Origin of the sequence: Streptomyces sp. WM6378 (genome assembly GCF_001279695.1) — a bacterium.
Taxonomy (GTDB): domain Bacteria; phylum Actinomycetota; class Actinomycetes; order Streptomycetales; family Streptomycetaceae; genus Streptomyces.
Map to the genome: position 1 here is coordinate 31375 of NZ_LGDD01000133.1, position 19266 is coordinate 50640.

14 protein-coding genes, 1 tRNA gene and 1 other RNA gene are annotated in these 19266 nt (G+C 71.8%); 12 read left to right on the forward strand and 4 right to left on the reverse strand.

Annotation, left to right across the window (positions count from 1 at the left end):
* Window positions 1-81: 81 nt before the first annotated feature.
* From ADK54_RS13670 to ADK54_RS13690, 5 genes are all read left to right on the forward strand, one after another.
* Window positions 82-2346, forward strand: coding sequence for a terpene synthase family protein (locus tag ADK54_RS13670; RefSeq protein ID WP_053725884.1), 2265 nt, complete (start codon window positions 82-84; stop codon window positions 2344-2346).
* 42 nt (window positions 2347-2388) lie between these two features.
* Window positions 2389-3312, forward strand: a complete 924-nt coding sequence (locus tag ADK54_RS13675) for a cation diffusion facilitator family transporter (RefSeq protein ID WP_053725885.1) — start codon at window positions 2389-2391, stop codon at window positions 3310-3312.
* 74 nt (window positions 3313-3386) lie between these two features.
* Window positions 3387-4208, forward strand: coding sequence for an SDR family oxidoreductase (locus ADK54_RS13680; RefSeq protein WP_234392048.1), 822 nt, complete (start codon window positions 3387-3389; stop codon window positions 4206-4208).
* A 76-nt stretch (window positions 4209-4284) separates the two neighbouring features.
* Window positions 4285-5814 carry an alpha/beta hydrolase gene (locus tag ADK54_RS13685; RefSeq protein WP_053725982.1) on the forward strand — a complete coding sequence of 510 codons (1530 nt, stop codon included), beginning with the start codon at window positions 4285-4287 and terminating at the stop codon, window positions 5812-5814.
* 242 nt (window positions 5815-6056) lie between these two features.
* Window positions 6057-6614 carry a GNAT family N-acetyltransferase gene (locus tag ADK54_RS13690; RefSeq protein ID WP_053725983.1) on the forward strand — a complete coding sequence of 186 codons (558 nt, stop codon included), beginning with the start codon at window positions 6057-6059 and terminating at the stop codon, window positions 6612-6614.
* 134 nt (window positions 6615-6748) lie between these two features.
* On the opposite strand, the gene ADK54_RS13695 is transcribed toward ADK54_RS13690, so the two are convergent.
* Entirely contained in the window at window positions 6749-7966 is a 1218-nt protein-coding gene (locus ADK54_RS13695) for a hypothetical protein (protein ID WP_053725887.1), read from the reverse strand.
* A 492-nt stretch (window positions 7967-8458) separates the two neighbouring features.
* On the opposite strand from ADK54_RS13695, the gene ADK54_RS13700 reads away from it, so the two are divergent.
* Window positions 8459-8980: a response regulator gene (locus ADK54_RS13700; protein ID WP_053725888.1), complete on the forward strand. Its 522-nt coding sequence runs from the start codon at window positions 8459-8461 to the stop codon at window positions 8978-8980.
* 307 nt (window positions 8981-9287) lie between these two features.
* On the forward strand, window positions 9288-9671 hold the full coding sequence (locus ADK54_RS13705; RefSeq protein ID WP_053725889.1) for an STAS domain-containing protein: 384 nt from the start codon (window positions 9288-9290) through the stop codon (window positions 9669-9671).
* Window positions 9672-10499: 828 nt separating this feature from the next.
* Here the strand turns inward: ADK54_RS13705 and ADK54_RS13710 are convergent.
* The 3 genes from ADK54_RS13710 to ADK54_RS13720 form a co-directional block, all read right to left on the reverse strand.
* Window positions 10500-10922, reverse strand: a complete 423-nt coding sequence (locus ADK54_RS13710) for a PIN domain nuclease (RefSeq protein ID WP_053725890.1) — start codon at window positions 10920-10922, stop codon at window positions 10500-10502.
* Window positions 10919-11134, reverse strand: coding sequence for a type II toxin-antitoxin system VapB family antitoxin (locus tag ADK54_RS13715; protein ID WP_053725891.1), 216 nt, complete (start codon window positions 11132-11134; stop codon window positions 10919-10921). The genes ADK54_RS13710 and ADK54_RS13715 overlap by 4 nt, the downstream gene beginning before the upstream one ends.
* Before the next feature lie 377 nt (window positions 11135-11511).
* Window positions 11512-11599: transfer RNA gene (locus ADK54_RS13720), tRNA-Ser, on the reverse strand.
* A gap of 71 nt (window positions 11600-11670) precedes the next feature.
* On the opposite strand from ADK54_RS13720, the gene ffs reads away from it, so the two are divergent.
* The 5 genes from ffs to ADK54_RS13740 all read left to right on the forward strand — a co-directional run bounded on the left by ffs (window position 11671) and on the right by ADK54_RS13740 (window position 19266).
* Window positions 11671-11769, forward strand: an RNA gene (gene ffs, locus ADK54_RS42655) — signal recognition particle sRNA small type.
* A 114-nt stretch (window positions 11770-11883) separates the two neighbouring features.
* Window positions 11884-14163, forward strand: a complete 2280-nt coding sequence (locus tag ADK54_RS13725; RefSeq protein WP_053725892.1) for a DNA polymerase III subunit gamma and tau — start codon at window positions 11884-11886, stop codon at window positions 14161-14163.
* A gap of 58 nt (window positions 14164-14221) precedes the next feature.
* Window positions 14222-15478: a phosphoribosylamine--glycine ligase gene (gene purD / locus ADK54_RS13730; protein ID WP_053725893.1), complete on the forward strand. Its 1257-nt coding sequence runs from the start codon at window positions 14222-14224 to the stop codon at window positions 15476-15478.
* A gap of 371 nt (window positions 15479-15849) precedes the next feature.
* Window positions 15850-17523: a hypothetical protein gene (locus ADK54_RS13735; protein ID WP_053725894.1), complete on the forward strand. Its 1674-nt coding sequence runs from the start codon at window positions 15850-15852 to the stop codon at window positions 17521-17523.
* 264 nt (window positions 17524-17787) lie between these two features.
* On the forward strand, window positions 17788-19266 hold the full coding sequence (locus ADK54_RS13740) for a N,N-dimethylformamidase beta subunit family domain-containing protein (RefSeq protein ID WP_053725895.1): 1479 nt from the start codon (window positions 17788-17790) through the stop codon (window positions 19264-19266).

Sequence of the window (19266 nt, forward strand, 5' to 3'; positions counted from 1 at the left end):
GGACCATCACGTGCGTACCAAGCATGTGCGTCCCAGCCATGTGCAGATCGGGCACGTGCGTATTCAGGAGGGGCCGCCGCAGTGAGCCAGCCTTTTGTCCTGCCGGATTTCTATCTGCCGTATCCGGCCCGGCTCAATCCCCATCTGGAGTCCGCCAGAGCGCATTCCCGCACCTGGGCCCGGCAGATGGGCATGCTGGAAGGCTCCGGAATCTGGGAGCAGAAGGACCTCGACGCGCACGACTACGCGCTGCTCTGCTCGTACACCCACCCCGACTGCGACGCGGAACAGCTCGCCCTGGTCACCGACTGGTACGTGTGGGTGTTCTTCTTCGACGACCACTTCCTGGAGATGTTCAAACGGACCCTGGACCGCAAGGGCGGCAAGGAGTACCTGGACCGGCTGCCCGCGTTCATGCCGATGGACCTCGCCGACGGGTTCCCCGAGGCGACCAACCCGGTCGAGGCCGGCCTCGCCGACCTGTGGGCGCGCACCGTCCCTTCGATGACGGGGGCGTGGCGCGAGCGCTTCGCGATCAGCACCCGCAACCTGCTCAACGAGTCGCTGTGGGAGCTCGCCAACATCAACGCGGGACGGATCGCCAACCCCGTCGAGTACATCGAAATGCGCCGCAAGGTGGGCGGCGCGCCCTGGTCGGCCGGCCTCATCGAGTACGCCGCGAACGCCGAACTCCCCGCGTCCGTGGCGGAGTCGAGGCCGCTGCGGGTCCTCACCGACGCCTTCGCCGACGCCGTCCACCTGCGCAACGACCTGTTCTCCTACCAGCGCGAGGTCGAGGACGAGGGCGAACTCAGCAATGGCGTACTGGTACTTGAGACCTTTCTCGGGTGCACGACACAGGAGGCCGCCGAGGCCGTCAACGACCTGCTGACCTCGCGGCTCCAGCAGTTCGAGAACACCGCGCTCACCGAAGTACCGGCCCTGTGCCTGGAGAAGGGCCTCACGCCGGAACAGTGCGCGGACGTCGCCGCGTACGTCAAGGGGCTCCAGGACTGGCAGTCCGGCGGCCACGAGTGGCACATGCGCTCCAGCCGTTACATGAACGAGGACGCCGTCACCGGTCCCTCCCTCTTCGCGGGCGTGCTCGGCACCTCGGCGCTCGACATCACGACGCTGTTCGGGCGCCCGGCCGCGGCCCGGCAGCGCAGCTTCACACACGTGCCGATGCAGAAGGTCGGCCCGTCACTGCTGCCCGAGTTCGATGTGCCCTACCCACTGTCGCTCAGCCCCCATGTGGCCCGCGCACGTGTGGCGTCCGTCGACTGGGCGGAGCGTATGGGGCTGCTCCACGACGTCTGGGACAAGGAGAAGCTGGCGGGCTACGACTTCGCGCTCTGCTCCGCCGGACTCGACCCCGACGCGACGCCGGAGGAGCTCGAACTCAGCGCCCAGTGGCTGACCTGGGGCACGTACGGCGACGACTACTACCCCCTGTTCTACGGGCGCCCGCGCAACCTGGCCGGGGCGCGGGCGAACAACGAACGGCTCTCCGCCTGCATGCCGGTCGACGAGCCCGAAGCCGGGCTCGCGGCGGCCCGGACCCCCATGGAGCGCGGCCTCGCCGACCTGTGGGCGCGCACCGCCGGGCCGATGCCCCCCGAGGCCCGCACGGCCTTCCGCCGGTCCGTCGACGCGATGCTGGAGAGCTGGCTCTGGGAGCTGCACAACCAGGCCCAGCACCGCATCCCCGACCCCGTCGACTACATCGAGATGCGCCGCAACACCTTCGGCTCCGACCTCACTATGGGCCTGTCCCGGCTCCGCCACGCGGGCCAACTGCCGCCCGGGATCTACGAGAGCGGCCCCATCCGCAGCATGGAGAACGCGGCGGCCGACTACTGCTGCCTCCTCAACGACGTCTTCTCGTACCAGAAGGAGATCGAGTACGAGGGCGAGCTGCACAACGGCGTCCTGGTCGTCCAGAACTTCTTCAACTGCGACTACCCGACGGGCCTGCGCATCGTCGACGACCTGATGCGCTCGCGGCTGCGCCAGTTCCAGCACGTCATCGAGAACGAACTGCCCGTTCTTTACGAGGACTTCGAGCTCGACGAGCGGGGGCGGGCGGCGCTCGACACCTATGTGGCCGAACTCCAGGACTGGATCGCGGGCATCCTGAACTGGCATCGCTCGGCACGCCGGTACAGCGCCGAGGACCTCCCGGACGCCCTGCCGCACGGCAGCCACCCACAGACCGCCGCTCAGACGGGGGCGGCCCCGGGGTGGATGCGGCCCACCGGGACGGGGACCTCGGCGGACCGGGTGCGGCTGCCCGAGGTGCCGACGGCGGTCGTGCCTTCAGTGGCGGGAGCCCACACCTCGTGATCCTCTAATGTGCGGGGGCCACACCCGCACGAGGAGGCGCGCATGGGACACGACCACGGCGCGCCCTCCGCCGCATCCGGCACGCTCAGCGGCACCTACCGCAAGCGGCTCCTGTGGACCATCGGGATCAGCGCGTCGATCACCCTCATCCAGGTGGTCGGCGCGCTGCTCTCCGGCAGCCTCGCGCTGCTCGCCGACGCCGCGCACAGCCTCACCGACGCGATCGGGGTGTCCCTCGCGCTGGGCGCGATCACGCTCGCCCAGCGCGCCCCGACACCGCGCCGGACCTTCGGCTTCTACCGGGTGGAGATCTTCTCGGCCGTCCTGAACGCCCTGCTCCTCGCCGCGATCTTCGTCTGGGTGCTGTGGTCGGCGATCCGCCGCTTCAGCGAGCCGGTCGAGGTCAAGGGCGGTTTGATGTTCGCGGTCGCGGTGGGCGGGCTCGCCGCGAACCTCGTGGGCCTGTGGCTGCTCAAGGACGCCAAGGACAAGAGCCTCAACCTGCGCGGCGCCTACCTGGAGGTGCTCGGCGACGCGCTGGGCTCGGTCGCGGTGATCGTGGGCGGCCTGGTCATCCTGTTCACCGGCTGGCAGGCCGCCGACCCGATCGCCTCCATCGTCATCGGGCTGCTGATCGTGCCGAGGACGTACGGACTGCTGCGCGACGCCCTGCACGTGCTGATGGAGGCGGCCCCGGACGACGTCGACCTCGCCGAGGTGCGCCGCCACCTCCTCGACGAGCCGAGTGTGGTCGACGTACATGATCTGCACGGTTGGACGGTCACTTCGGGGATGCCTGTGCTCACCGCACATGTGGTGGTGAAGGAGGCCGCCCTGGACGGTGGATACGGTGCGCTGCTCACCCGGCTCCAGAGCTGTGTGGGGGACCATTTCGACGTGGCCCACTCCACGATCCAGCTGGAACCCGAGGGCCACAGCGAGGCCGCGGAGTCCCTCCACACCTGATGGTCACCGCCCATGTGTCACAGATGGCGGGGCTGTCCCGTCCCTTGGACATGAACCCCATAGACCCCTTGGGCATGAACCCCATGGACGCGAACCACACCAATGGCGCCGGCCACACGCACCCGCTGGACATCGCCGTCGCCGGAGGCACCGGCACGCTGGGCCGGCATGTCGTCGAGGAGCTGCGGGCGCGCGGGCACAACGTGCGCGTATTGAGCCGGAGTTCGGCCCAGTACCCGGTCGACCTGTCCACGGGCCAGGGCCTGGAGGCCGCGCTCGCGGGCTGCGACGTGGTGGTCGACGCGGCGAACTCCGTCTCCCCGCGCACCATGCGCGCCACCCTCGTGGACGGCACGAAGCGGCTGGTCGCGGCGGAGCGCGCGGCGGGTGTGGGCCACCACGTGTGCGTGTCGATCGTGGGCTGCGACCGGGTGCCGATGCCGTACTACAAGGTCAAGGTCGCGCAGGAGGAGGCCGTGGCGGCGGGCCCGGTGCCGTGGACGATCGTGCGGGCCACACAGTTCCACGAGCTGGTCGCGGGGGTGTTCACGGCGACGGCCCGGGCCCGCTTCCTGCCCGCCTCGAAGAACGTGATCATGCAGCCGATGGCCGCCGTGGAAGCCGCCCGGGCCGTGGCCGACGCCGCCGAGGCCGCCCCGCGCCACGACCGTATCGAGGCCGCGGGCCCGGAGCGGACCGATCTGCGCACCCTGGCCGCGACCTGGCGCACCGCCACGGCGCGCCGGGCCGCCCTGCTGCCCGCTCCCGTCCCCGGCCGCATGGGCCGGGCCCTCCGCGCCGGCCACCTCGCCTCCGCCCGCCCCGACGCCCAGGGGGTCACGGCCTTCGCGGAGTGGCTGAGGGAGCGGGCAGCCACGGCCGGCTACGGAGCGTGAGTGCGGCCCGGCGAGCGGGTTCCGGCGGCGGTGTCTAGCCTGAACGAGGGACTTGGCCTCCTGGAAGGGTGAGTCGATGCTCGCTCGACATGCGATCGCGGCCGGGGCCACTGCGGCGGCCCTGGCGCTCATCGGCCCCGCGGCCGTCACCCGCGCCGCCGGGCCGGAGCAGGACCTGGGGCAGTTCTACCGGCAGAAGATCGGCTGGGAACCGTGCAAGCCCACCGAGGGTCAGACCGGCGAACTCCTCGATTCCGTACGGGAGATGGAGTGCAGCACGCTCAGTGTGCCGATCGACTACGGGGACCTCGGCAAGGGAGCCATCTCGCTGGCGGTGTCCCGTTTCAGGACCACGGCACAAGGTAAGGACCGCAAGGGCTCCGTAGTCTTCAACTTCGGCGGGCCCGGCGCCTCCGGGGTCGACGGCCTGGCCGCGTTCCGGGCCGAGGCCGCCGGGATCGGCAAGCACTACGACCTGGTGAGCTTCGACCCGCGCGGGGTCGCGCGCAGCTCCCCCGTGCGGTGCGGCGGCGAGGACGAGCCGGCGCGACTGGAGGGCCAGAGCCAGGGCGCGCCGGACACGGGGGCCGCCGCGGTCGCCGAGGCAGAGGCGATCGCGAAGGCATGCCGCGAGAAGACCGGCCCGCTCCTCGACCACGTCGGCACCATCAACGCCTCCCGCGACATGGACATACTGCGCCAGGTGCTCGGCGACAAGAAGCTCAACTACCTGGGGATTTCGTACGGGACACGGCTCGGCGCGGTCTACGCGAGCCAGTTCCCGAAGAAGACCGGGCGGATGGCCCTCGACGCGGTCGACACCCTGCAGGGCACCGCCGAGCAGGACGCGCTGGCGCAGGTCAAGGGCTTCCAGCGGGCACTCGACGCGTTCTTCGCGGGCTGCGCCCAGCAGAACTGCGAGCTCGGCACCAGCCCGGCGGAGGTCAGGGCGACCTTCGAGACGGCGGTCGCGAAGCTCGCCGACGGCAACGTGGTGACGGGCGCCGACAACCAGGACTTCACCGGCGACGACCTCCAGAGCGCGGTCCAGGCCGCCCTCTACAGCCAGGCCGCCTGGCCCACGCTGTCCGCGGGGATCGCCGCCCTCCTTCAGGAGGACGACCCCACCGTCCTCGCCTCGCTCAACGAGGACATCGACTACGCGCCCGCCGACAACTCCAATGAGGCGATGCTCGCGATCAACTGCGCTGACGACCCGGTGCGGCCGGCCGACCCGGCCAAGGAGTTCGACGCCGTACAGAAGCAACTCACGCGGGAATCCCCGTACTTCGGGGCGGGATCGGCCGGGCGGGCCGTGGCCTGCGCGGGCTGGCCGGCGGGCACCGACTACATCCGGCGGATAGACCACCCCGGCGCGCCCAAGATCCTGGTGGTCGGCGGCAAGGGCGACCCGGCGACGCCGTACCCATGGGCTCAGGACACAGCCAAACGGCTCGGCTCCGGTGTCCTGATGACATACGAGGGTGAGGGCCACGGGGCGTACTCGGCCTCCCAGTGCATCCGCGCCAAGGTGGACGCCTTCTTCGTGAACGGCACGGTGCCGGAGGCGGGGACGAGCTGTCCGGCGGAGGTCCCGGACGAGTAGACGGGTGGGCGAGTAGGCGCCCTGCGGGGGTGGGGAGCGAGTCCGGCGGGGGCGGAGCGTGACCCGTGACCGGTGCTGGACTGGCCCTTGACCGGTGCTTGGGCGGTAATTCGATGGCCGGGGCCTGGGGTAAATGGAAGGATTGGCAGCATATGGATACCCCACATATGCCTTCCGGCCACACGTCGTCCTCGCCCGAGTCTTCCAACCGCATGTCGCCCTCGCACATGTCGCCCTCGCACATGGCTTCCGGCCCCGTGTCTTCCGCGCAGCTGTCCTCCGGCACCACCTGGACCACGCGGCCCGAGACGCCCGCCGGGGCGGCGGACAGGGCAGCCGTACGGGCCGTGAACCTGGCCGCGTTCCCCACCGCGCACGAGGCCGACCTCGTGGACGCGCTGCGGGACGACCAGGCGTGGATCCCCGGCTTGTCGATCGTGGCCGAGGCACCGGACGGCACGGTCGTGGGCCACGCCCTGCTGACCCGGTGCCGGGTCGGTGAGGCCCCGGCGCTGGCGCTCGCGCCGGTCGCGGTGGCGCCCGAGTATCAGCGCACGGGCGCCGGTTCCGCCGCTGTGCGGGCCGCGCTCGATGCCGCGCGAGAGCTGGGCGAGGACCTGGTCCTGGTGCTCGGCCACCCGGACTACTACCCCCGCTTCGGCTTCACCCCGGCCTCCGGCCTCGGCATCCGGGCCTCCTTCGACGTACCGGACGAGGCGATGATGGCGCTCCGGCTGCGTCCGGACGGGGCGCCCGCTCCGACGGGCGTGATCCGCTACCCGGCACCGTTCGGGGTGTAGGGGGGCGTCGTGCCTCGGGGGAGACTCGGCATGGCTGGGGGCGCAGGCCCGGCCGCCCGGCCTCTGTATAACGGCCCCCATATGGTCAGCCCCCATTATGGTCGGCCGCTGTGTGGGCGGTCGTTATATGGGCACTACGCCCACATAACGGCGCTGCCCGCCCTGAGCTGGGACTCCGTCGGGCGCCTGAGAGCGCCCAACACCCAGGCTGTGTAGCGCTGTTCGGTCACCACATACACCGGGGTCGCCCCGTCCCGGCACTCCACCACCTGCGCGCCGGGGGCGGGCCGGGGGCCCGGGTCGGTCCAGTACGGCGGGCGGACCCGGACGGCCGTGAGGGTGCGGGGCACCGGACGGCGGGCGAACCGGCCGGCCGGATCGGGGGTGGCGGCGAGCAGCCCCGGGGCGGCCACCAGATGGCCGAACCCTTCGTGGCTGTAGGGGACTTCGCCGAGGATCGTGCCGGGGAAGCACGCCTCGCCGAGGGGGACCAGCGGGGTCACCTTGATCGTGTCGGTGGTGCGGCGATGATGGCGGCGCGCCAGCCAGACGGCCCCGGCGAGCACCGGCACGGCCCCGATCGCCGTGAGCAGCAGGGCGGTCGGCACCCCGCCGGTGACCCACGGCGTACTGAAGGCGAAGCACGAGATGAGGAGCACCGACGCCAGCGGCACGGTGAGCCGCCAGGGCTCGTGCGCGGCCGGGTCGGCGCGGCGAACCCAGCAGTAAGCGCTGCGCAGGCACGCCCCTCCTACGGAGAGCAGCACGAGCGCAGCGGCCAGCGGCAGCCGGTAGCCGCCCCGCGGATCCGCCGCCGTGTACTGGCGCAGGCCCTGGAACCCGACGTACCTGATCTCCCCGTGCCAGTAGGTGAGTTGGAGCGGGGCGCCGGGCCGCACGGCGGCGAACACCGGGGTGCGGCCCTCCATCTTGACGCGGCGCGGCGCCGCCTCGGCGGCCCCCGTCACCGAACCGCTCCTCACCGAACTGCTCATCAGAGGGCCGGACTTGAGCCGCCCGGGCAGCGCACCGGGCCCGTCCTGTACGTGGCCGATGCCCAGCCAGTAGTACGTCGAGCGGTGTTTGTGGTCGGCCGCGGCGGAGGTCACCGTGGCCGCGACGGTGTATCTGCACTCCGTGGAGACCTCGGCGACCGGGCAGTCGGCCGACGACGCGAACGCCCGGTCCTCGTCGAGCGCGCGGGGCACGGTGGCGAGGAGCAGCCAGCCGGCGACGAGCACGAGCACGGCGCCGATCACCGCGGGGGTGAGGGCGGCCGAGCGGTCGTGGACCGAGGGGGGTCCCCCCTGCTCGAACGAAGTCGAGAGGTTGGGGGAGGCGGGTGTGTTCATCGCTCGCCGTTCCTGGCCACGTACCGTGCGAAAGGGGATGACGGGATCATCATCCGGTCATTCTGACGGTTGATCGGGATCAAGTTCCGCACGGTGAACGGTGGTTCAGACCACAGGAAGCCGGGATTCCGCGTCCGATGGGAGCGGATCTTGGGGTTTTCGCAGCTCCGACGGGCTCCGGAGCGGGGTCCCGGGGGTTCACCCGTAGGTGTGAGCGAGGCGGGACATGGGCCAGTGGCACGTGCGTGTCGGCACCCGATGTCGCCAAGGGAGGCGGAACCGGCATTGTCGACACCCTGATGTTCCGGGGCGCCCGGTGCGAGAATTCGGTCCACACAAGCCAGCCGAAGACTATGTGCGGACCGACCCGGCACATGCATGCCACATGTGCATCCCCCACATGCACGCCACGGTGGTGCTCCACGACTGCGTACGAGCGGCCGCGAACGGGCATATGCCTATCCGGCGCTCCCGAGTGAAGGTGATGGGGCCATGTCCGCGGACATGAAGGTGCTACTGGTCGACGACCATGAGGACAACCTGTTCGCCATGGAGAGCATCCTCGCGCCGCTCGGATATCCGCTGGAGCTCGCGACCAGCGGGGACGCCGCCCTCAAGGCCGCGCTGCACGGGGGGATAGCGGTCGCGATCCTCGACGTCGTGATGCCGGGCGTGAGCGGTCTGGACGTGGCCCGCTATCTGAGCCGTCTGACCCAGACCCAGCTGATCCCCGTCATCCTGGTGACGGGCATGGGCCAGGACAGCGAAATGGCGGCCCAGGCCCTGCACTTGGGCGTCGCCGACTACCTGATCAAGCCCCTCGACCCCTGGGCCCTGCGCATCAAGGTCCAGTACCTGTACCGCACGAGCACCCTCCTGGCCGGCCCTGCGCCCCGCGGCCGCGGCCCCCGCAACCACCCGGCGGAACCCGCTCAACTCCCGGCCAGGCGACGCCAGTTGCGCCCTACGGAAACGATTCGCGTGCCCCGCCAGTCGGAGGAGCCGCCACTGTGAGGATCCGGCCCGGGGTGGTTCTGGGCAGAACTGTGATGTTTCGGGGTTCTTTGGGGGCACGCCGGAACGAAGCGCCATGAATCGGGTACGTCCGGGTACGCAACTGGCTGGGCAGGTCCGGTCAACTCCGGTCGGAAGCGGGTCTGATGGGCGATAAACGGGCATGATGGAAGGGCACCACGAGCAGTGCGGCCCCGGACCCTGGTGGCTCTGTTCTGCTCCGGCATTGAGGAGTGACCGGCCGGTCCGTGTGCTGTCTGTCCGTCCCGAGGGATCGTTTTCCCGAGGGGGTCGTTGGGGGTTCCTCATGTGCGCCGACGTGTCCGGGTTCGGCCTGTGGGATCGGGCGGTGGAAGCGACCACCGTCCTGGAGTTGTTCGGGGAGATCGACATCGAGGCCCAGCTGGTCCTCGGCCCCGCGGTGCAGCGAATAATCGACCGGGAGGCGCCGGAAGTAGTGGTCGATCTGCGGCCGGTCACGTTCATGGACGCGGGCGGCCTGCGGCTCCTCGGCGAGGTCCAGGACGGCGTGGCCGCACGAGGCGGCACCCTGCGGCTGGTCCGGGGGACGCGCGGCGTCATGCGGCTGTTCCGGCTCACGGGCCTGGACTCCGCCTTCGTCGTCCTCGACCGGCTCCCGCCGACCCTGGCGGACGGCGACCACGAACTCGCCCTGCCCGGCGGGCCCTGAGGCCCGGTTTCCCGCCGGGGACCGGCCGACGCCTGACGGCTCCCGGCGGGTCCTGGACGGGGCCGGATATCGCCACCTTCCTGAGCCGCGCACCTATGGGGGGTCGTCAAGCCCCCGGCGTGACCAGGAGGCTGCCCCGTGCTTGTTCGCGGCCCTGGTCTCCTCCACCTGCCGGCGCTCCGCCGCGAGGCCAGGCCCGCCCTCGACCGTGGGGCGCCGAAACAGCGGGAGTGTTCCGGCGCCCCATGGGAGTTCTGGGAGCTTCGGTGCGGCTGAGTGTTGTCCTGGGCCCGGTCTTGGTCCCGGTCCAGGGGCGGCCGAGGTGTGGGGGCGCACCACGTGGCCGCGCACCATGTGGTCCCGCGCGATGTGGCCAGGCCACACAGGGCGGTGCGACATGTGCCCGCGCACCATATGGCGGCAAGCGCGGGATCGGGGGAGCTGGAGAGGGCAGGGAGGACGCGAGGGGCGCGGATCGCCCCGGGCTCGCTCCGTACCGTCGGCCAAGGGCCGCGTCCAACGAGCAGCGCACCGCCCGCAGCGTGCGGCTGCTGTCGCAATGCCCCCACCCCTGCTTCGGCCGCCGGATCGACGTTCCACGTCTGAGACATGGCCGGGGTCCGGGGCCAGGAGAAACGCTAGACCGCACCTTCACCCCTGGAAAGACGGCCTTCGGCCAGGAAGGGGCCGGTAGCCGCACGGGGGTGTGCGGGAGCGTTCCGACCTACGGTGCAGTGGGTGTGGGTGGGGCTTCTGGACGGTGCAGTACGACGGTGAAGCAACCAGAACTGCAACCAGAACTGCAACCAGAACTGCAACCAGGTATCTCTACTTGCCGGGCTCAGGCCCGTACCACTGGAGTGCCTGCCCGGTGACAGCCGCGATGCATTCGAAGTCCCGGTCGCGGTGCAGCAGCGTCAGCCCTTGGAGCTCAGACGTTGCAGCCACGACGAGGTCGACGGCGCCCGCGTTCCGATGCTGCCCTCGTTTGGTGAGGACTTCCTGGACCTGCCAGGCCCGGTCGTACGCACGATCATCGACCGGAACCCAGCTGAACAGCAGCCGCATGTCCTCGATGCCGTTTGCCCTGTCCTCAGCGGACCGGGCACTGTGGAAGAACTCCAGCTCGGTGACGGGGCAGGTCGCGATGAGTCCTGCGGCAGCGGCCTGGTCCCAGCCGTACTGCTCTGCGTCGGGGCGCATGAAGCGTGCGAGCGCGCTGGTGTCGATGAGGAATTGGGCCGCGCTCACCGGCGGTAGTTCCGCTTGTCGTCGAGCAGATCCAGGTCGAAAGCGCCTTCGTCGGCTGCCGCGCGGAGGCGAGTGAGGGCCAGCGCCCGGCGGCGGTTCTCCAGCACCTCGCGGAGGGCGGTGTTGACGGTTTCCTTCTTGGTGCTGGTGCCGAGGGCCTGGGCCACGTCGGCGAGCAACTCGTCGTCGAGGTCGATCACGGTCCGACTCATTGAGACACCTCCTTTGATATCAACTTGTGTGCTGAGTATATCTCGCGTGATGGCCCTTGCTTAGGGCTCCCGAAGGTCCGCGCGGTCCAACTTTTGTCGAGAGGTGGGAAGGCGTTTCCAACTCGCGACGGCCGGTCGAGATGTGAGTGCCGGGGTGCCGGTCGGCGTCGAACGACGTGCAGCCACGCGCTGATCCTGCGGAGTGGGGCTGTCTGCTGTACGCGTTCGGGCTGAGCGCTGACCGTCGGTGTGCCTGTGCCTGCCTGTGCCTGGGAAGGCGGGTGTGCCACCGGGCCGGCACCGGAACTGCAACCGCGAACGTCGAAGGGCCCCACCGCGAACGGTGGGGCCCTTCGACATCGTGCCCGGTGAGGCACTGGCGGAGGATACGAGATTCGAACTCGTGAGGGGTTGCCCCCAACACGCTTTCCAAGCGTGCGCCCTAGGCCACTAGGCGAATCCTCCGCGGCAAACAATACAAGACGTTGAGGGGTGCTCGCGAACTCGTTCCCACGTCAGGGATCGGGTACCCTGTGCGGAGCCCCTCACGTGGCGCTATCTGACTGAACTCCCCCAGGGCCGGAAGGCAGCAAGGGTAGGTTGGCTCTGGCGGGTGCGTGGGGGGCGCTTGATTTTGTGGGGCGGGGGACTTCGTTTCCCCTGCGTGGGTCGCTGTTTCGGCGGGCGCACGGCGGCCGGGACGCCGTCGGCGGGGCCGGTTGTCAGTGGGCCCCGATAACCTCGTATGTGTGTCGTCCCTTGCGCTGTACCGCCGCTACCGCCCCGAGTCGTTCGCCGAGGTCATCGGGCAGGAGCATGTCACCGACCCGCTGCAGCAGGCGCTGCGGAACAACCGGGTCAATCATGCGTACCTGTTCAGCGGGCCGCGTGGCTGTGGCAAGACGACCAGTGCCCGCATTCTTGCCAGATGTCTGAACTGTGAGCAGGGTCCGACGCCCACGCCCTGCGGGGAGTGCCAGTCCTGCCGGGACCTCGCGCGCAACGGGCCGGGTTCCATCGATGTGATCGAGATCGACGCCGCTTCGCACGGTGGTGTCGACGACGCCCGTGAGCTGCGCGAGAAGGCCTTCTTCGGGCCCGCGTCCAGCCGGTACAAGATCTACATCATCGACGAGGCGCACATGGTGACCTCGGCCGGCTTCAACGCCCTCCTGAAGGTCGTCGAGGAGCCGCCGGAGCACCTCAAGTTCATCTTCGCCACGACCGAGCCCGAGAAGGTCATCGGGACCATCCGGTCGCGCACCCATCACTATCCCTTCCGGCTCGTGCCGCCGGGGACGCTTCGGGAGTACCTCGGGGACGTCTGCGGGCGCGAGGGCATTCCCGTCGAGGACGGCGTGCTGCCGCTCGTCGTGCGGGCCGGGGCCGGGTCCGTGCGTGACTCCATGTCCGTCATGGACCAGCTCCTCGCCGGCGCCGCCGAGGACGGTGTGACGTACGCCATGGCCACCGCCCTGCTGGGGTACACCGACGGGTCGCTGCTCGATTCCGTCGTCGATGCGTTCGCCGCGGGGGACGGGGCCGCCGCCTTCGAGGTGGTCGATCGCGTCGTCGAGGGGGGCAACGATCCGCGCCGCTTCGTCGCCGATCTTCTGGAGCGGTTGCGGGATCTTGTCATCCTCGCCGCCGTTCCCGATGCCGGGGAGAAGGGGCTCATCGACGCCCCTGCCGATGTCGTCGAGCGGATGCAGGCGCAGGCCTCGGTGTTCGGGGCCGCCGAGCTGAGCCGGGCCGCCGATCTCGTCAACGCCGGGCTCACCGAGATGCGCGGGGCCACCTCGCCCCGGCTCCAGCTCGAATTGATCTGCGCCCGGGTGCTGCTGCCCGCCGCGTACGACGACGAGCGCTCGCTCCAGGCCCGTATCGACCGTCTGGAGCGCGGGGTCAACTTCCAGGCGGCGCCCGCCGGCGGGCCCGCCATGGGGTACGTGCCCGGGCCCGAGGCGCATGCGCCGATGCAGGGCGGACCCGGCGGGCCCGAGGCCGCTCGGGCTGCCGTGCGGGGTGCGGGGGCGGGGGGGCCGGCGCCGGTGGGCGGGCCCGCCCATCCGGGACCCGTCGCGCCTCCCGTGCCGCCGGTGCAGCAGGCGCCTGTGCAGCAACCCGCCGTTCAGCAGCAGCCCGTTCAGCAGCAGCCCGTTCAGCAGGCGCCCTCCGCTCAGCCCCAGCCAGCTCAGCCCGCTCAGCCTCAGCCCGCTCCGCCCGCGGAGCAGCCCGCCGGGGCCTGGCCGTCCGCTGCCGCGCCCGGGCAGGGGGGCGGCCGTCCCGGAGCGTGGCCCGGCGCATCGGCCCCCGCTCCCGCCGCCGGCGCCTGGCCCTCGGCCGCGCCCGCTCCCGAGCCCGCCCCGGCCCCCGCCGCCCCCGCCGAGCAGGCGCCCGCCCCCGTCGCCCAGGGGAGCGCTGCCCAGGGCAACGCCATGCAGGTGCGCAACATGTGGCCGGACATCCTGGAGGCCGTCAAGAACAAGCGGCGCTTCACCTGGATCCTGCTCAGTCAGAACGCGCAGGTGGCCGGGTTCGACGGCACCACCGTCCAGCTCGGCTTCATCAACGCGGGCGCCCGGGACAACTTCGCGAGCAGCGGCAGTGAGGACGTGCTGCGCAGCGTGCTCTCCGAGCGGTTCGGGGTGCAGTGGAAGGTCGAGGCGATCATCGACCCGTCGGGCGGCGTCCAGCCCCCGCCCGCCGCGGGCAACTTCGGCGGCGGCGCGCCCCGGCCCCCGTCCCCGCCCGTTCAGCAGTACCAGCCCCCGCAGCCGCCTCCGCAGGCCCCCCGGCCCGCGACCCCGGCCGCGCCCGCTCCCGTACAGCCCACGCAGCAGCAGCCGCAGGCCGCCGCTCCCGTACGGCACGACGTGCGGCAGGAGGAGCCCCCGCCGGTGCGGCTGGAGGACGACACTCCGGAGGACGACGACCCGGACCTCGTGGACAACGCGCTGTCCGGGCACGACCTGATCGTGCGCGAGCTCGGAGCGACCGTGGTGGAGGAATATACGAACGAGGGGTAGGGGTCCACCTGGTGGCCCGCACAAAGATCACGCCATCGCGGCGGCTAGGCTGGCTGCCGTGAAGGTCCTTGTCATCGGCGGCGGTGCCCGTGAGCACGCCCTGTGCCGTTCCCTGTCCCTCGACCCCGACGTGACGGCGCTGTACTGCGCCCCCGGCAACGCCGGGATCGCGGAGGTCGCCGAGCTCCACCCCGTGGACCCGATGGACGGGGACGCGGTCGCCCGCCTCGCCGCCCAGCTGAAGAGCGACCTGGTCGTCGTCGGGCCCGAGGCCCCCCTCGTCGCCGGGGTCGCCGACGCCGTACGCGCCGCGGGCATCGCCTGCTTCGGCCCCTCGAAGGCGGCCGCCCAGCTGGAGGGCTCCAAGGCCTTCGCCAAGGACGTGATGGCGGGGGCGAACGTGCCGACCGCCCGCTCCTACGTGTGCACCACCCCCGAGGAGATCGACGAGGCGCTGGACGCCTTCGGTGCCCCGTACGTGGTGAAGGACGACGGTCTCGCGGCCGGCAAGGGCGTCGTGGTGACGGACGACCTCGCCGCCGCCCGGGAGCACGCGCTGGCCTGCGAACGCGTCGTCATCGAGGAGTTCCTCGACGGCCCCGAGGTCTCGCTCTTCGCGATCACCGACGGCGTCACCGTCCTGCCGCTCCAGCCCGCGCAGGACTTCAAGCGCGCGCTCGACGGCGACGAGGGCCCCAACACCGGTGGCATGGGCGCCTATTCGCCGCTTCCGTGGGCCGACCCGAAGCTCGTCGACGAGGTCATGGCGAGCGTGCTCCAGCCGACCGTCGACGAGCTGCGCCGCCGCGGAACGCCGTTTTCCGGCCTTCTGTACGCGGGCCTCGCGATCACCTCGCGCGGGGTGCGGGTCATCGAGTTCAACGCCCGGTTCGGCGACCCCGAGACGCAGGTCGTGCTCGCCCGGCTCAAGACGCCGCTCGCGAGCGTCCTGCTGCACTCGGCCAACGGCACGCTGGACGCCGAACCGCCGCTGACCTGGCGCGACGACGCGGCCGTGACCGTGGTCATCGCCTCGCACAACTACCCCGCGACGCCCCGCATCGGCGACCCCATCGAGGGCCTGGCGGACGTCGCGGCCCAGGACGCGCCCACCGCGTACGTCCTGCACGCCGGGACCAGGCGGGACGGAGACGCGGTCGTCAGCGCGGGCGGCCGGGTCCTCTCGGTCACCGCGACCGGCAAGGACCTCGCCCAGGCCCGGGAGCGGGCGTACACGGCGGTCGGCCGGATCCGGCTCGACGGCTCGCAGCACCGCACCGACATCGCGCGCGAGGCGGCCGGGGCACAGGGCTGAACTCCGCCAGAATTCCGCGGGTCCCGGTGCACGCCGGGGCCCTCGTGTTTTCCCGCCGGAGCCCCGCGGCGCCCGGCCCACGCCCGCAGCAGCCGCGCGAAAGCCCATGGAAGCCGGTAGTAGCCCGTATTGGCTCCGTGGAATCCCGGTGGGAGGCCCGCAGCGGCCAGGCCCGGAACAACCGCACCTTTGCCCAAAGCCATTCCATCGGGTGACGAGTGGCCCATCCGGATGACTCCTGCCGACGCCCCAACTAGGGTGCGGCGAAGGCGTTCCGGCACTTGGCCCACCGGCATTGCGATGTCAGTGGCGGGTGCCACAGTGGGGGAGTGAGCAACGCCGCCGCAGGGCAGAGGGGGTGAAGTCCGGCCGTGTCCGGTACCGGAATGGGTGGAGAGGCGGGTGCGCAGCATGCGCGCTCGCGGGCTCTCGCCGTGCTGCGCATCCGTAGCAGGGCGCTGGCCGTGGCCCTGCTGCCGGCGGCCGTCGCCGTCGTGCTGATCGTCGCGGCCGCGCAGGGCCGCATCGATGGCAGCGGCTGGGACAGCGCGCGCTGGGCGGTCATCGCCACCGCGCTGCTCGTGCTGCTGCTCGCGGCCGCCGTGGCGGCGGTGATCGTACGGGCCAGACCGGCCCTGTCCCCGACGGTGGACCTCGCCGAATCGGCCGCCCCCGACCTGTACCGCCTGGTCAGGGACCTGGCCGAGCGGCTCGATGTGCCCCCGCCCTCCGCGATAGCCCTGACGCCGGACTGCGACAGCTGGCTGGAGGACCGTACGCATCCGGCGCACGCGGCCGCCGAGCAGGGGGCGATGCCCGCTCGCTTCATACGCGGCGGCGCCGATGTGCGCTCCGGTCGCGCCCGGCGGGTGCCGGCCGCGCCGGTCCTGGTCATCGGCTCGCCCTTCATGTGGTGGATGCGCGTCGGCGAGCTGCGCGCGATCCTCGCCCCCGTCGTCGCCGGTACGGGCCCCTCCGCGCACCCGGACATAGCCGCCGCCCGCCGGTTCGTACGGGGTCTCGACGCGGCCGTCGGCGTGGCCACCAGGCCCGGGCTCGGCCCGCTGCGGCGCATACCGCTCGGCTTCGTCGGGTCGATCGCCCGGCTGCTCCTTCGCGGGTGCCGGGTGCACGCCGCCGAAATGGAGCGCGGGGTCGCCGCCGCCGCCTCCGAGCGCGCACAGGCGGTGGACTACGGGGTCCGCATCGTCGCCCAGGAGCAGGTCGGGCTCGCCTACGCGGGCTGGGACCGGCTGCTGACGCGGGTCGCGCTGCCCGCCTGGCGGATGGGGCGCTGGCCCTCCCGGCTCGATGCGGGAGTGGTCTCGGCGCTCACCGAGCTGTCCCGGCGCGACCGCCTGGCCGAGGGCTTCACGTCCCGGCTCGGTGAGCGCCCGGCCTGCGACCTCCTGGAGGAGCCCGGGGCCGCCGACGAGGCGACCTCGCTGCTCGCCGCGCGGCTGTTCCACGGCGGCCCCGCCGAGCCCGGCCCCGCCTGGGCGCCGGTCGACTGGGCGGCGTACCCGGAGGAGGTCGTCGACCGCAAATGGCGCACCGAGGCGGCCCGGCTGCACCGGGTCCTCGACGCGCTGGGCGAGCGCCGCGACACGGAGCCCGCCGCCCCGACGCTGGCCCGCGTCATCGACCATCTCACCGCCGCCGACGACGAGGCCGGGGAGCGCCTGGCCGCCGGGATCGCCGCGGAAGTGGCCGGCGAGGAGGCCGCGTCCGCGCCGCCCGCGCCGGGCCCGGAGTCCTGGGGAGCGGACGCGATGCCGCTCTTCCCGCTCCAGCCGCCCCGCACCGGCCGCGAGCTGCTCGCCGACCACGTGACGGCGATGGTGTGCTGCGCCGCGGTCGACACGGCGGGCGCGCTGCCCGGGCTCGACTGGCTGGACGGCCCCTCGCTCCTCGTCGACGACGTACGCCGCTCGGACCTGGCCTCGCCGGTACTGACCCTGGTCGAGGACGGCGACGCGGAGGCGCTGCGCGTCTGGCTGTCCTCCGTCGGCATCCGCCCGGAGAAGCCGGTACGGCTGGTCTGACGGGTCCCCGCCCAAGGCCGGTCTGGCTGTCCGAGGTCGCCCCCGGCCGACGTGGGTGCCCCGCCCCCAACAGGCCCCCCACTACGCCGAGTTGGCCCCGCGCATCCGTAATACATCCGGAATGATGCCTTCCCCTTAACGTCAATTCGCGACGAACGGTGACGGAGTGCGTGCGTTATGTGATGTGCTGGGGACCGGTAGCTGTCAGACGGCGCACCACAGTCGCATCACTGTTGTCTCGGGGGATCGAGGGAGGGGAGTGACATGGGGGTGGAACGGTCGGACCACATCCGGCGCTGGGAGTCGGGTGCCCTCGCGCACGCCGTCTCGGACCCCTTCGGACAGGGCCCGCTGCCCTGGCTGCGCGGCAGCGAAACCTATTTCGACGACACCGGGCACGTGGTGCCCTGGTACGTCGACCACGTTCCGGCCCAACGCGGCACCGCCCGGGTCGCCGGGCCGCGCACCGCCGACGACGTACGCCAGCAGATCAAAGGGTTCGCCTCCAGCGGGGCCGTCGAGCCCGGCGAGGCCATCGACTTCCACATCACCGTGGACCCCCCGCAGCAGTTCACCGTGGACGTCTACCGGATCGGGCACTACGGCGGCGACGGAGCCGCGAAGATCGCCACCAGTCCCCGGCTCTCCGGCATCGTCCAGCCGCCCCCGCTGGCCGCCGACCGCACCGTCTCCTGCCACCACTGGTGGCAGTCCTGGCGCTACCAGGTCCCCTCGCACGCGTCGATCGGCGCCCATGTCGCCGTGCTGACCACCGCCGACGGCTACCGCTCGCACATCCCGTTCACCGTCCGCGACAGCCACCCCGCCGATCTGCTCCTGCTGCTGCCCGACATCACCTGGCAGGCCTACAACCTCTTCCCGGAGGACGGCCGCACCGGCGCCAGCCTCTACCACGCCTGGGACGAGGAGGGCCGGCTGCTCGGCGAGGAGGACGCGGCGATCACCGTCTCCTTCGACCGGCCGTACGCGGGCGCGGGCCTGCCGCTGCACGTCGGCCACGCCTACGACTTCATCCGCTGGGCCGAGCGCTACGGCTACGACCTCGCCTACGCGGACGCCCGCGACCTGCACGCGGGCCGCGTGGACCCCTCCCGCTACCGGGGCCTCGTCTTCCCCGGCCACGACGAGTACTGGTCGGCGCCGATGCGCCGCACCGTGGAGCTGGCCCGCGACGGCGGCACCTCGCTAGTCTTCCTGTCCGCCAACTCCCTTTACTGGCAGGTGGAGTTGGGGCCGTCCCCGTCCGGCGTGCCCGACCGGCTCCTCACCTGCCGCAAGCGGCGCGGCCCCGGCCGCCCCGCCCTGTGGCGCGAGGTCGCCCGGCCCGAGCAGCAGCTCCTGGGCATCCAGTACGCGGGCCGCGTCCCCGAGCCGTACCCCATGGTCGTGCGCAACGCGGACCACTGGCTGTGGGAGGCGACCGGGGCCGGTGACGGCGACGAGATCGACGGCCTGGTGGCGGGCGAGGCCGACCGCTACTACCCGCGCACCGCGCTCCCCGAGCACCAGGACCGCATCCTGCTCGCCCACTCCCCCTACCGGGACGGCGAGCAGCACGCCCGCCACCAGGAGACGTCGCTGTACCGGGCCCCCTCCGGCGCACTCGTCTTCGCCTCGGGCACTTTCGCCTGGTCACCGGCGCTCGACCGGCCCGGCCACGTGGACAGCCGCATCCAGCGCGCCACGGCCAACCTCCTCGACCGCATCTGCAAGCGGGACTGA

What these genes read in the sequence shown, in the direction of transcription:
- ADK54_RS13675 (WP_053725885.1), top strand. Translation starts at nt 2,389, where the DNA reads ATGGGACACGACCACGGCGCGCCCTCCGCCGCATCCGGCACGCTCAGC.
- ADK54_RS13680 (WP_234392048.1), top strand. Translation starts at nt 3,387, where the DNA reads ATGAACCCCATGGACGCGAACCACACCAATGGCGCCGGCCACACGCAC.
- ADK54_RS13685 (WP_053725982.1), top strand. Translation starts at nt 4,285, where the DNA reads ATGCTCGCTCGACATGCGATCGCGGCCGGGGCCACTGCGGCGGCCCTG.
- ADK54_RS13690 (WP_053725983.1), top strand. Translation starts at nt 6,057, where the DNA reads ATGGCTTCCGGCCCCGTGTCTTCCGCGCAGCTGTCCTCCGGCACCACC.
- ADK54_RS13695 (WP_053725887.1), bottom strand. Translation starts at nt 7,966, where the DNA reads ATGAACACACCCGCCTCCCCCAACCTCTCGACTTCGTTCGAGCAGGGG.
- ADK54_RS13700 (WP_053725888.1), top strand. Translation starts at nt 8,459, where the DNA reads ATGTCCGCGGACATGAAGGTGCTACTGGTCGACGACCATGAGGACAAC.
- ADK54_RS13705 (WP_053725889.1), top strand. Translation starts at nt 9,288, where the DNA reads ATGTGCGCCGACGTGTCCGGGTTCGGCCTGTGGGATCGGGCGGTGGAA.
- ADK54_RS13715 (WP_053725891.1), bottom strand. Translation starts at nt 11,134, where the DNA reads ATGAGTCGGACCGTGATCGACCTCGACGACGAGTTGCTCGCCGACGTG.
- ADK54_RS13740 (WP_053725895.1), top strand. Translation starts at nt 17,788, where the DNA reads ATGGGGGTGGAACGGTCGGACCACATCCGGCGCTGGGAGTCGGGTGCC.